This is a genomic window from Ignavibacteriales bacterium (assembly GCA_026390575.1).
GTDB lineage: Bacteria > Bacteroidota > Ignavibacteria > UBA10030 > UBA10030 > Fen-1298.
Window position 1 is genome coordinate 222,280 of sequence record JAPLFR010000016.1, and the last position, 13,480, is coordinate 235,759.

Annotated in this window: 15 protein-coding genes; 1 reads left to right on the forward strand and 14 read right to left on the reverse strand. The window is 42.8% G+C overall.

The window, feature by feature from the left end; genetic code table 11:
- The first annotated feature begins 133 nt into the window (after positions 1-133).
- Positions 134-2,686, forward strand: a complete 2,553-nt coding sequence (locus NTX44_13840; protein MCX6122687.1) for a sodium-translocating pyrophosphatase — start codon at positions 134-136, stop codon at positions 2,684-2,686.
- Between the two features lie 209 nt (positions 2,687-2,895).
- Here the strand turns inward: NTX44_13840 and NTX44_13845 are convergent, their stop codons facing one another.
- The 14 genes from NTX44_13845 to NTX44_13910 form a co-directional block, all read right to left on the reverse strand.
- On the reverse strand, positions 2,896-3,558 hold the full coding sequence (locus NTX44_13845) for a DUF4395 domain-containing protein (protein MCX6122688.1): 663 nt from the start codon (positions 3,556-3,558) through the stop codon (positions 2,896-2,898).
- A 599-nt stretch (positions 3,559-4,157) separates the two neighbouring features.
- The gene (locus tag NTX44_13850) at positions 4,158-4,568 is read right to left on the reverse strand and encodes a hypothetical protein (protein ID MCX6122689.1); all 411 of its coding nucleotides are present in this window, start codon (positions 4,566-4,568) and stop codon (positions 4,158-4,160) included.
- Positions 4,569-4,807: 239 nt separating this feature from the next.
- Positions 4,808-5,263 (reverse strand): hypothetical protein, encoded by a 456-nt coding sequence (locus NTX44_13855; protein MCX6122690.1) that lies wholly within the window; start codon positions 5,261-5,263, stop codon positions 4,808-4,810.
- Positions 5,260-6,387, reverse strand: coding sequence for a DUF998 domain-containing protein (locus NTX44_13860; GenBank protein MCX6122691.1), 1,128 nt, complete (start codon positions 6,385-6,387; stop codon positions 5,260-5,262). Before NTX44_13860 ends, NTX44_13855 begins: the two co-directional genes overlap by 4 nt.
- Before the next feature lie 95 nt (positions 6,388-6,482).
- Positions 6,483-6,857: a hypothetical protein gene (locus NTX44_13865; protein MCX6122692.1), complete on the reverse strand. Its 375-nt coding sequence runs from the start codon at positions 6,855-6,857 to the stop codon at positions 6,483-6,485.
- 220 nt (positions 6,858-7,077) lie between these two features.
- Positions 7,078-7,248 carry a hypothetical protein gene (locus NTX44_13870; protein MCX6122693.1) on the reverse strand — a complete coding sequence of 57 codons (171 nt, stop codon included), beginning with the start codon at positions 7,246-7,248 and terminating at the stop codon, positions 7,078-7,080.
- A gap of 331 nt (positions 7,249-7,579) precedes the next feature.
- Positions 7,580-7,942, reverse strand: a complete 363-nt coding sequence (locus NTX44_13875) for a CZB domain-containing protein (GenBank protein MCX6122694.1) — start codon at positions 7,940-7,942, stop codon at positions 7,580-7,582.
- Between the two features lie 151 nt (positions 7,943-8,093).
- Complete coding sequence (locus NTX44_13880) at positions 8,094-8,501, reverse strand: hypothetical protein (GenBank protein ID MCX6122695.1); 408 nt, start codon at positions 8,499-8,501, stop codon at positions 8,094-8,096.
- 221 nt (positions 8,502-8,722) lie between these two features.
- Entirely contained in the window at positions 8,723-9,202 is a 480-nt protein-coding gene (locus tag NTX44_13885; protein ID MCX6122696.1) for a hypothetical protein, read from the reverse strand.
- A gap of 426 nt (positions 9,203-9,628) precedes the next feature.
- Positions 9,629-10,012, reverse strand: coding sequence for a VOC family protein (locus NTX44_13890; GenBank protein MCX6122697.1), 384 nt, complete (start codon positions 10,010-10,012; stop codon positions 9,629-9,631).
- A 110-nt stretch (positions 10,013-10,122) separates the two neighbouring features.
- Entirely contained in the window at positions 10,123-11,364 is a 1,242-nt protein-coding gene (locus NTX44_13895) for a T9SS type A sorting domain-containing protein (GenBank protein MCX6122698.1), read from the reverse strand.
- A gap of 193 nt (positions 11,365-11,557) precedes the next feature.
- Positions 11,558-12,001: a hypothetical protein gene (locus NTX44_13900; protein MCX6122699.1), complete on the reverse strand. Its 444-nt coding sequence runs from the start codon at positions 11,999-12,001 to the stop codon at positions 11,558-11,560.
- Between the two features lie 79 nt (positions 12,002-12,080).
- Complete coding sequence (locus NTX44_13905; protein ID MCX6122700.1) at positions 12,081-12,752, reverse strand: hypothetical protein; 672 nt, start codon at positions 12,750-12,752, stop codon at positions 12,081-12,083.
- 599 nt (positions 12,753-13,351) lie between these two features.
- Positions 13,352-13,474 (reverse strand): hypothetical protein, encoded by a 123-nt coding sequence (locus NTX44_13910; GenBank protein MCX6122701.1) that lies wholly within the window; start codon positions 13,472-13,474, stop codon positions 13,352-13,354.
- Positions 13,475-13,480: the final 6 nt, after the last annotated feature.

The following is a 13,480-nucleotide window of genomic DNA, read 5'->3' on the forward strand; positions in this document are numbered from 1 at the left end:
CACCATGTAAAGACAAATAATTTATTTGATTTTTTACTAAAAAAACCTCAATTTACTATGATAGCGATAATTATACCCATCGTTTATTTGCTTCAGTATTTGACAACTTCTTAATCACTTTATAGGATGTACAATGAACACCTTACGTAATCTTTTTGTCAATACCTCGAAGACGACACGCCGCAATTATCTTATTGCGATGATGATCTTCTTCGTTGCCGCGTATGCCTTCATGCCATACACCGGTTACACTCAGAGCACCGAACAAACGGTTGCCCAAGAGTCATTTCGCCCATTTGCTCTTTTCAGCGATGCGCGTTTTAAACCCATTGAAGTCTATGGACTACTTGCAGTGCTCTGCGTTGCCATTGCCGGTTTGCTCTATGCTCTCTTGCTGGTCAAGCAAGTGCGTAAAGCCGACCAGGGCACAAAGAAAATGCAAGAAATTGCAGCCGCTGTGCGTGAAGGCTCGAACGCCTATCTCGCAGCGCAGTTTAAAAAGATCGGACCATTGATCATTATTATCACTTTGTTCCTTTATTTCACGTACACAGGAACGATCGATGTCTTCCGTTGGGGACGTTCAGGCGCGTTCCTCGTAGGTTCCATCTTTAGCTTCCTCGTTGGTTTTGTCGGTATGCGCCTTGCCACACAGGGAAACCTTCGTGTTGCAGCAGCTGCAAAACGCAGTTATGGCGAAGCGCTTCAACTTGGGTACCGCACAGGAACTATCACCGGTATGCTCACGGATGGCTTGGGTCTGCTCGGCGGAACCTTGATCTTCATGATGTTCGGTGAACACGCATACGAAGCTCTTTTAGGATTTGGTTTTGGTGGAACACTGATCGCATTGTTTATGCGCGTTGGCGGCGGTATCTACACAAAAGCCGCAGACGTTGGTGCCGACCTTGTCGGTAAAATCGAAAAAGATATTCCGGAAGATGATCCGCGCAACGCAGCCACGATTGCCGATAACGTCGGTGATAACGTCGGCGATTGCGCTGGTATGGCAGCAGATATTTTCGAGAGTTATGAAGTCACCATCGTTGCTGCAATGATTCTTGGTATGGCAAGCTTCGGACACAAGGGCGTTATTTTCCCGCTGCTCGTTCGCGGTATCGGCGTTCTTGGTTCCATCATCAGCACGTACACGGTGAAAGCCGGTGCCGATGATACTTCAGATACAGCTTTAAAAAGCGTCCATCGCGGATTCTGGATCGGTTCTATTATCAGTATTGTTGGATTCGTTGCACTCGGATTTGGCTATCTCTATTTTGATCCAGCATACCTCGCAAGCAACCCAACAGCCGTTGCAGGATTCTTTCATGCTGATGGAACGGCAATCTCTCTTCCCTGGATTGCAAATTTTGGTATTCCCTATCTTGATTTACGTCCTGCGATCACCTGCATGATTGGTATTTTCCTTGCCGTTGCATTGAATAAAGTCACAAGTTATTACACGCATACAAGCCATACACCGGTAAAAGGTCTTGCAAAAGCTTGCACTACAGGACATGCAACAAACATTATTCAGGGAATTGCGCTCGGCTATGAAAGCACCGTTGCGGCAATCGTTGTTATTGCCGTTGCAATTTTCCTCTCCGTGTTGGTCTATGCAGGCACTCCTCCTCTCTTCATCGCCTACGGCGTTGCCATGACCGGTATCGGCATGTTAACATTGACAGGCAACACCATTTCGATGGACGTGTTTGGACCAGTGGCAGATAATGCAAATGGTATCGGCGAAATGGGTTACGAAAAAGATGAGATGGAAAAAGAAAAACCGGGCAGCTACAAACGCGCCCGACAAATTCTTGCCGATCTCGATGCCGTCGGTAACACGACGAAAGCTGAAACCAAAGGTATTGCAATTGGTTCTGCGGTTATCGCGGCGGTCTCGTTGTTTGCAAGTTTCATCGCCGTCATTGCAGTCGGCAGCGAAGATAAAATTAACCTGATGCAGATTTCACAATATTTCGAAGAAGCCGGTAAGATTACTGTTGCCAATCCGACAGTGTTTATCGGATTCATGCTGGGCGGCGCAGTGCCGTTCCTCTTCAGCGGAATGCTTATTCGTGCCGTCGGCCGTGCCGCTTTCTGGATTGTCAAAGAATGCCGCATTCAATTCCACGATCCTGAAATTTGGAAAGGTACGAAGAAACCAGATTACGGCCGCGTTGTTAATATCTGTACTCAAACTGCACAGAAAGAACTCATTGGACCGGGTCTCCTCGCCATCATGACGCCGATTCTTGTCGGATTCATCCTTGGACCATACGCGCTCGGTGGATTCCTTGCCGGTACGATCCTTGTCGGTCAACTGCTTGCTGTGTTTATGGCAAACGCTGGCGGCGCATGGGATAATGCTAAGAAAATGATCGAAGACGGATTGTACGGCGGTAAAGGTTCAGAAGCGCACAAAGCCGCTGTTACCGGCGATACCGTTGGCGATCCGTTAAAAGATACAGCAGGACCTGCGATTAACCCGTTGATCAAGGTTATGAATATGGTCAGCTTGCTCACGCTCGGATTGGTGTTGAAATTCAACATTACGAAAGCGAATATTGGCGGAACTGATCTGTTGACCGGTATCGTTGTTGCGGTTATTGCAGCGGCAGCCATTGGCTGGGCAATTTATGAAAGCAAAAAAGAAACCGATGATCTCGATACTGAAGAAACAAAATAACTCACTCTTCAGCCTTGCGAAGAGTTAATATCCTTCGCAAGGTTTTAAATTAAAAGCCCAATTGAGCAATCAATTGGGCTTTTTTGTTTTTCCCCACCGCACTTATGAACCGAAGGTTCGTAGACCTCTGGCTTACAAATTTATTCTACACCTCGAACAGCCATGCAAAATGTACCCGCACCTTCCCGCTGGTTGGCAGGCTTATTCTTTTATTTGGTTTGCGTAGAGCCGGAAATTCCAAATAAGTCATATGGTTGCTTACTAAAATTATCATTGAAGAATAAGGCAACAAGGAAAATGTATGCAGCAAGTCCAACAATAATAAACAACTGAATCTTGGAGGTTTTTTGAATGTCGTGTTTTGCTTTTACATCACATACTTCACCGGGGCAGTATTGAACTTTATCTTTAAAAAACATTGGATAAAATTTACATCCCAAACAAATACCAAACGCTGATTCAAAGAATAAAAATATCAGGCAGATGAGACAGATAATACCTGTTATCGGGCTATAGGAATTTACGAGCACCATAAAAACGAACATGAGTGCCGATAACACCACGCCAATGATCCATGCAAACTTTTTTTGTCGAGCCCCGACATATTCCGGGACTTGATTCCCAACAATCAAACGCCCAATGATTAACGAAGGAGAAAATTTAGGATTAACAAAAACACGTATTATAAAATCTGTAAGGAAGATGGTGATAACATACTTTATCATTATAAAATCCTGTTTAAAGATAATGAGCATTAAAGACATAAAGACAAATAAAAAATATATTCCTGCTGATGCCCTTATTTCTCGTTCATTTAAAACAGGAATGTTATATCCTTCTACATCTTCTCCAAATTTTATAATGTTATTCATTTTATACTCCTTTTTTTGTTTCTAATGTATTACGCATTAATATCCGGGCTAGTTGCATCAAAGTGTTGAATATTTTAAATGTTTATAGCGGGGAACGCTTCGTTAGGGGCGCAACAGATTCAATCGATAATTGTTACGTTTTGTCGATCAGCGTATTTTTCCACCGAACATAGGTTAAACCGAATAGTACGAATACAAGCCACAATACTATTATTCCCATAGTAACTTTATATCCAATATTGGGAATTAGTCGAGGAAGCAACATCCAAAAGACAAAAAAGGCTGCGAACACCAAACCGAAATAAATCCATAACGTTGGAGTAAAGCCTACTATTCGAAGAAGTGCTCCACAGTTACGACATTTAAGATAACCCTTGATAGCTTGTGGAATACTGACACCGCGCCTGCGCAAAGAACAGAATTGGAATAAACTTATTGCTTGTTGACCACAGGATGGACATTGCATAATGCCTCCAAGTTGTGATTATAGTTTTTATTATTGCTGGCTCATGTGTGGGTGCTCCGACCGTCCCGCTGTTTTGTGGCAGGAAACGCCTCGTTTAACGTTACGAATGAAAATTAATGAGAAATAATCATCCTCATTTGTTTTTCTCGTCTGCAATCACCCATCCAATAGAGCGCCAAGAAAAATAATTCACTAAAATACTCCAACAGAAAAGCCATAGTATCATGACGGGCCAGATGATGCTAAACGCAATAGCCGCTGCAATCATAGCATAATAGAGTGGGAAGCTTATCGCTAAAAGAAGAACCAACATAATCAGAAGGTAGAGGTACACGCGAGGACTTCGTTTTAGTTTAGTATCACAGCTTCCACAGTTTGAAACTTTGTATGGTTCTGCTTCGCGTATGAATCGACCATAAGGCATAACTGGCTTTCCACATTGAGGACAAATGTTTCCTTTCATTGCGATAACTCCTTGATATGTTTGTTTGTTGTGTGCCTGTCCGCCATATCCGGGGTTGTCCAAAAAGAAAGAAAATGTCACCCCGAACTCCTGCCTGCCGACTTGTCCGCTGAAACGAAGTGCAAGCGGAAGTGCATCGGCACGCAGGCAAGTGTTTCGGGGTCTAATTCTTTACAAAAAACAGATGCTGAAACGAGTTCAGCATGACAACTCCGGACTTTTTAGTCAGCCACGAAACCGCGAAGAAGTCGGGTGAGATTACTGCTTCTATAGTTCATTCAGTACACTTTCAATATTGACTGCCTTCTTCTTGACCTTCCTTATAGCCACGGTATTTTTACCTTATTGCAGTATTCATTCCAGGTGGTACCAAAAATCTTTGACAATATCTCTTCTTCTTCAGGTGAAAATATTCTAGATCCAATATATACGATAATTCCAATCAAGACTCCTAACCATGTGTTCAATAGAAAACCAATCCATGGCAGCACAAGGAAAGCCGCATTTGTATATAATGGGTGCTTCACTAAAGAGTAAGGTCCATTTGTTATCAGTTCTTTTCGGGGTACTTTTATTAATATCAAAACTACCGACCATATCCAAATAGTAATTCCAGGAATTAAAATAATTATTGAAATCACTTGTAAAACAATTGATGGACCACCCACACTGAATAAAGATGGAATCATGATATTGAGAATAAAACCAATTATCATAAAAGGCATTGTGAGCAATCCAATTTTTTTTCCGCTTCCTACAAGTACTTTCAATTTCATATTCTTTCCTTCCCTTCCTCGTTAGGAATTGCTGCCGTTAACTGCGTCCGGCTCTTTTCTGACCGCAGGAGGATAATGGCAAGTACTACGACCCAGAGCAGGAAAATGCCGATGTTGATCCGCTCCCAAACTCCGATGAATGGTGTGGGCTGATTTGTGGAGATGCCCGGCGCATCCAAAAAAGTCAGGATGCCAAAGATAAGAAGGATGACGAAAGTCGCGATGGAATAGAGACGGAACCGCTTTCCGAATGCCGCTGCTGTGAAACCAAGCGCGGCTAGATAGAGAATCTCGGTCACCACTCCCAGTGTGATATGCATGGTATCGCTGACTGTGCTTCCACCCGCTGCCAGCGTTTCACGAAGGTGCATCGGAGCAAACGGCCAAAAGACACCGAGGGCGCCATAGGCAACTAACAATTTTCCTGCAGTGCACAAAGCGTGATTTTGACCAGCCGATTTCCACACTCCCCACGCGAAAGCAGTCACAAGCAAGGTGTAGAGAATGCCCAGCCACACCCATATTGGCGATGTCGGAGCGTTAACCGCAGAAAGCTCGCTGATCGTTTGAGAGGCACAATTATAGGCTGGCCATTGCATCGGCACAACAACGTTCATCGCAACATAAAGCAGTGAAGAGAGGATACCACAAATGAGCAGGGCTTTTGGCATCGTCGCGTATTGGGAAGGAATCAGCGGAATGGCCGCCAAGCCACCCACATAGACAGGCAGACCCCACATGAGGTGTAACCAGTGCAGTTCCTGCAAAATGGCGATTTCAACAGCGAACCAGATGGCCAGCCCGCCCAAAGCGAGACCCGCCATAACCCAGTCAGCTCGGCTTTTGCGAAAGGCTGCGACAAAGGCAGCTGCATTTAGGATACCCAATCCAATGAGGATGATACCGGGGATCAGAAAATCACGGAAGACGCCATGCATGATGCCGACTGGCATGTCCATATATCGGCCGTCTGGTGCCGCGACGAGAAGGCTGCCACCCAACAAGGCGCCTATCGCCTCGTAACCAAGAACGCCGAGCAGGGTAATCCGCTGCCATCTCAGCTGGTCAAACATTCTCCGTGCTTGCATTTCTTTTCTATCGTGTTCAATTGTTGTTAGTTCCATATTCTTGTTCCGAAATAGTGGTTTAACTTTGTACGGTTTTCTAGAAAACAACGCGCAATACCATTGCGGGCAAGCAGCCAGCGGGGAGTGCCTGGTTAGCGGTCATCGCTGATTTCGTATTGAAGAATCTTTTCTAACACAAATTCGGACAAAGCTTGCTCGATATTTTTACTTTCCCGGCTAAATCGTTCAGCAACACTCTTGTGGTTAAACATACCGTCCGCTACGAGAACTGGAGTCGCTTTGCGGTGAGGCTTAGACTCGCCATCGTCCACTCGATGATGAGTATAAGATGATTTTCGTTTCCATGTTAAGGCATGCTCATCATCTTCCTTATTATAGCAAAGCTGAAATCCCGAGATTTCATTCTTGTCGTCGTACCAGACTATGAGGTCGAAGAATTCATCAGCAAACCATCGTCGTCTTGGTTCACCTTGAATTTGAGTGACATTGTTTAATTCTTTGAGCATAGTATTTTTTTAGATGACCGCCTAACCCGCCACTAAACATGGCGGGCAGGCAGTCAGCGGTCTAATAATGTAATTAATTTCCTAATTCACAAAACCTATACCCGCCATGCGTTCTGGCTTGTTCGCCAAAGCACGAAGTGCGCCCGCCTGCCAAAGAACCTGTTCGGCGGGCAGGTCGGCGAGCGGGGAACCGCCTGGTGAGGGTGTAACAGACAAATAACTATTTTTCCTTTTCTTTATCTTCTTTGACAATTTCCAGTACGGAAAACTTCCACATCCCATAAACAAACAATGAAAAGACCATTATGACAAGTACAATCCAATAAATTGCAACTGCACCCATGCCAAATACCTGGCGAAGATGATTCGAAAACAATATTATGAGAGCCATTACAACCACCATTGCAACCAATAGATACCACATTTGCTTGCTATACTTTTTATTTCGCAAGAGTGTTCCGCATTGTTGGCACCTCAATTGTCCTTTGAGTGATTGTACAAATGATACACCTTGCAAGGAAAAAGAGTTTCGCATCCATGTGGATGCCATCTTACCACACGAGGGACATATCATAGATCCTCCTTTGTTTAATCATTAAACGTTGTGCCCTAACAGCCAGCGGCCTAAAATTTAATCCCGCATAGTCCGTCCCGACACCGTTGGGACAAGACCGCGATGAAGTCGGGCGTTCTAGCGGGGAGCGCATGGTGAGGTTGCCTGTTTATGTTAATGAACACTTCCATTTCACCATCGCCATTGTTAATTGGCTAGAGAGTCTAGCAAAATCGCTTCCAATGAGCATTGCATCCAGAGCCTCTTGCTGCTTCCCTTGTGTTGCAAGTTCTAACAAACGGGCAGCTTCGATATGAAAATTTGCATGCAATTGTTGGATGGTGGGCCAGTAAGACGAACTCTTTTCATCTAAAGATAATGAATATAGCCATTTACCAAATTCGCATTGGTTATCGATTTTTAATTTGTCAACGATGAAATCACTATTCCCTGTTTCTATTGCCCGCCGAAGACGTTGTTTCCATTTACCATGAGCACCAATAGCATTTTTAATTTCTTCTGGATGTAACATACGTTCCTTTAAAGAATGTACTATGCTATTAAGATAAGCATCGAGTCAGGCAACCTAACAGGCGGAGCCCTGTAACTGTAATCCCGTCCGTCATCGTCGGGCGGGATTACTCCTTCTATAGATCATTCACTTCACTACTGCTGTAACGCTTTTATTTGGCTCCCAATACTTGCGCTGCTTTTTCGACATCCATGGCATCAACCCAAATGATCGAGCCATATTTTCCGCTCACTGCAATCGCGATTAATGCTTTCATGCTTACATTGGCTTGCGCCAGTGCTTCAAGACTTTTCAGGAGAACGCCTGTTTTGTCCACACCTGTAATGAAAATTCCCGTTCCTTCTTCTGCAAACACACCCGAAGCTTTCCATGCATTGCGTAATTTATCCGGATCTTTTGCGATCGCGTAGAGATCTGCGGCTCCTTCGCTTTTCCCAGAACCCCAAAGACTTTTCAATGCAATATTTTTTGATTTCAAATCTTTCATGATACCGAGTACCGTACCGGGTTGATCCTTAATATTCGCTTTCAGGATTGTAACACGTTGAGGTTTTGCCATTGTATTTCTCCTTTCAAGTTTGTTGATGATAGAGCGATTGTATGTAAAGAATCATATTCGAAGAGTTTACCCCGCTGCTTTCGCACATTGTTCTTTTCGCATAGTATAATTTGTATTGCTCTATAAGAATTTGTTTCGCGCTTCGCACGATACATTTTTAATCCTCCGTCTGGGGAGCGCCTAGTTAAGACGCAGCTTCTGAAAATGAATGAAGCAATTTATTACCCACCAGTCCCAATGTGAGAAAAGGCTATAGATACCCAGATTGTTAATCCTATTGCGATTGTAGCCACTCCAAGAGAGATATAGAAAAATGGAGTCTTCTCATCAGAAGATATTTTCTCTATGTCACCTAATGGGATAGATCCTTCAAATCTCGTGAATTTGGATTCCTTACGGTGATATTTCTTGGCATATCCGCTGACAGCTTGAACACTATTTGTGTCTGGAGAGACACTGTATGATCCACCTTCGAAATAGTATCGAGAGCTATCCTTTGTAATAACAACGATATTCTCCTCAGCGGATTTCTTCAGGGACGAAGGATCATGCAAGACCTCCCGAAAACATCCGATGAAGCTCATTGCAAGTACTAGAATGAAAAACAAATTCACTTCGCCTTTCATTTTCAATATCCCTTTAAAATGTCTGCGCCCAAACTGATAGGCTCCCGATAAATCGGGATACACCGCTGGTTTCACGTTTTGTGCCTGCCCGGAGTCTGCCTTTTAATAGAGGCTGGCGTCCCGCTGTTTTCCAATCGGGATTGCATGGAGCGCTTGATGAAACCGCGAATAATTGTTGTGTAAAAATATCAAGCGCTCAACTATTGATATTTCTTAAAGTTGTATTGGTTTGCTATTTTCGCTCTTTCTTCAGGAGAAAGCGCGGTGAAATACTTCTTCCAACCTGGGCAAAAGTTGATATGCCAACGCCAGAATCGACCAGCAATGGATTTTGGATTGTTATCATGCTTTGCTCTTAAATTGCAGTCATTACATTTACTTTCAGTCATGGATGCTCCCAATTGGATAATAGTATTTTATTTTATTCGCGGCCTAACGGACAGGCGCTCTACCTATCATGCGTTTTGGCGGTGAGCGCTTGGTTAGGCGGCCGATCATAAATCATTGTTCAACATGCGCGATTGCAAGCACGTGACCATCCAAGTCAAGAGAATAACCTACACGATGTCCCCAATCTCGCAGTTGTGGTGGACTAAGCTCTGTTGCACCTGCAGCAAGCGCTCGTGAATGCACTTCATCCACATCCGAAACAATTAAGTAAAGTTCGGCTCGTGCATCATGCGATGAAGCAGTTGATTTAGGTAATGCCGATCCAAGGAGCCTGACGATGCCGGCTTCTGGCATAAGCCCAAGTACACTCGTCGCTGAAAGTGAGAACTCGGTCATTCCTGGTACATTCAAATCGGGCTGCTGATTCAAAACTTTAGAATAAAAAGCAGTCGCGCGGGCTTGATCAAACACATAAAATATAAAATGGCTCTTCATAAGGGTTGAAAATAATTAATACAATTGTATGTTTAAGCCGCCCGATGGGCGCTAAGTGGCAAGGCCGCCGCATCCTTTCGTGAAAGAAATATTTTGAGGTGTAACATTATTTATTTCATCAGAACAAGTTTTTTTGTTTGAGAAAATTCATTCGTTTGCAGATGATAGAAATAAACTCCGCTCGGTAAATCTTTTGCATCGAACTCCAATTTGTAGGCACCGTTTGTTTTATCTTCATCGACAAGCGTTCTCAACTCTCTGCCGAGCATATCAACGATCATCATTTTTACGTGTGATTGTTTTGGCAGACGATATTCGATAGTTGTTTTCGGATTGAACGGATTGGGATAATTTTGAGAAAGCTCATACGTTGCAGGATTTATACTTTCTCGTACAGTTACTGGATTTAATAACGATAAATCGAGACTCCATAAACATCCATTCTTACTTATTAGAAGCTTCTCACCGCTCATGCCATACCAATTGACAATACCAAGTGTATCAAGTCCAATACTTATATCCCTCCAATATTCCCCATGATCTTCTGACAAATAGATCCTGTTATTCGTAAGCCCCGCGAATAGTAAATTGTTTACAGAGTACATACCAAGTATGTTATGATTATTAAAAGGTAATCCGGTATTTTTAATCTGAAACGTCGCTCCCGCATCGCTTGAACGGTAAATTTTATCCCAGCAATCGGTAAACATGTACTTATCTGTATAAGCAAGAGAAAATGCACTTATATACATCGGATAGACATCGAAATCATGACATAAATTCCATGTTTGGCCTAAATCAAGAGAATACCATAAGCCATCCATTGCGGCGGCAAAAAACTTATCACGATAATCCATGTAATTGTAAAAACGGTGCGGCCCTAGATAAACCCATGTTAATCCATTATCTGTAGAGCGAAAAACTCCTCCGCCTGCCATGGTTGTAAAGACGTACGAGCCTTTAGCGAATATCGACATCATCGACAAAGCTTTTCCCTCCGGTGACGGCCCAAGCGCCTTCCATGTTCTTCCCGTATCTTGCGAAACATATACACCGGCGTTTGTAGAAGCAAATAAAAAATTGTCATTCTTGCTGAACATACCAGGTGTTATAAGTATGTCCTCATGATCTGGAATCTTTATTTTATCTATAATATAAAACATCCAGCTTATTCCGGAATCAGTTGAACGGTATATCCCGCTGTCTGAAGTAACTATAATTACATTTTCGAAAGAAAGGAAACGGCTGCTGATGTTCATTCCGGTATTGAGAAGTTTTTCCCAACCTGCCATGGACCTATATGGAAAAAGCAAGGAAAACAGAGTTAAAAGAAATAGTAATCGATTTTTCATAGCACCTTATTTTTGGTATGGACATTCGTACTGATTGATAACTTTATTTTAGCATTTGGTAAAGCACCACGCCTGCCTTGCCGGCAGGCAGGCTCATTCGACTTGCCCAACGGAGTCGGGGTCAGCTGTTGAACGTTTTAAGTGATGCCCCGCTGCTTTTCAGCGGGACGCGCCTGGTTTGGCGCCACACATGCTAAAACAAGTTGGAAATTCTTTTCTCCAACATAAAATCCGCGAACTGATTAAGAAACACAGGCCGAATATGTTTCACTGCAACTTGTGAATCAACGTACATATAGAATTGATATTTGCCAGTTGAATGTTGCTGAGAATACTTAGCAACTTCCATATTCCTAAACAGCCAGACGGAGTTTGAAGATAAATCAACAAAAGCGATAAGGTCGGCTGGAGAATCATCTGCCAACCACCAACCAAGTGCAAGCTTCCCTTTTCCGCCAGCCTTCTTGGGCTTTTCATTCGTCTTGACTTGAATTGTCAACGCATGATTGGTTCTTGACGAATAGGCAATTATATCAATTCCATAATCCGTCGTCATTGGAGCGGATTCGATTCCATGGAGCAAGAGTTTATATTGAACTAATAATTCTCCACTTCGACCGATTTGTTGCTTATTCATTTGAGCCTTTCTCGCGTTCCGCTGTTTTGTATCGGGATAGTGGGGAGCGCCTGGTTAGGTGCAAGCACTAATCATATATCTATTTTAAATGAAGAATACTCTTTGAAAGAATATTAAATAGGATTGTACCATCATATCCAATAGATAATGTATCATCGAGAATTTCTTGATTTACGGTGTTAAGAATAGAGAAAGAATCTGTTGTGTCTGAATGGAACACATCTTTCAATTGCTCCAGAACATAAGTTGCAATTCCGAAAAAGTAATCGGAATTGCCAATAGGAAATACTCGAAAACTGTAGCCACCAATTTCGGCTTCAAACAAAGTATCCGTCCATTTTTCTATATCAGCAAAAACAGAATAATAGGATCGTAGAAAAGAATTGAATTTGAATTCTATGCGATATCCATGCGATTCATTATCTTCGGGATCAATTATTGTAACAAGAAATGGAGATGACGATAAATCCGAATAAACAACTGTTCTTGTCGATGGCGGGACACCATTGATTGCGACAACTTGCGATACTTGGTCAATTGCATGTTGGAGTTCTGATGTGTTTACTCCGCTTGAATACCCTTTTGCTTCAAACACATGTGAGTTCTTATTAGAATCAAAACCGATAAGGTCGGGTTCTCTTGCAGTTTTTTTGGACGCATAGAGTTGAAATTTAGTCGGAACTTGACCTAGCGAAGTTCCCAAAACAACACCAGAGATGTCTTTTAGATGAATCAACCAAGGAATTTTCATTAGAATTTCAGAACACGCTTTTGTCAAACCCATTCCAAGATGATAAGAGACTGTCGTCTTTTCGCTTTGTTGAAGTCTATTAAAAGTGTCAGAAAGAGTCAGTTTACCTTTTATTGAATCTACATTACTATAAGTAAGAGAAAAAAGGGAACAAAGACGCCAAAAATCCTGATTAAGGACCTTACTATAACCTGATTGCCCAACTGTCATAACACACCTAGCAAGTCCAAGTCGAGAAATTTTGAGTTGTTCGCCCATTTTGTTGATTTTTGACCAACCCCCTGTAAAACGTGAAATATTTGCCAAAATCATATATCCTCTGATTAAGATGTTTGATACTTGTGCCTAACGGATGGGTACGAAACCCTACTGTTTTTTATCTGGGAGCGCATGATCACGGGCTTATTTTTTTCGTCGATAAGATTTAACATGCGCTGAACGTACACGGACAACCTTCTTGCTCTTATTTTTTCGGGTAATAGTTTTGTATGTACTATTTCGATAGTGGGATTTCGTTCTTGTCATCAATTGCGCCATTCCCAAATCCTTTCCTTTGAATAAAAGCAAATCTCTTAACCGAAATATTTCTAAATATATTTTTAAATTACGTCTAACGGATAGGCTCCCGATAAATCGGGATGCCCTACTGCTTTCGCTTTTTTTACGTCCCGCTGTTTTCCAAGCGGGATTGCGGGGAACGCCTGGTTAGGTTGCGTGTCCATTTAATA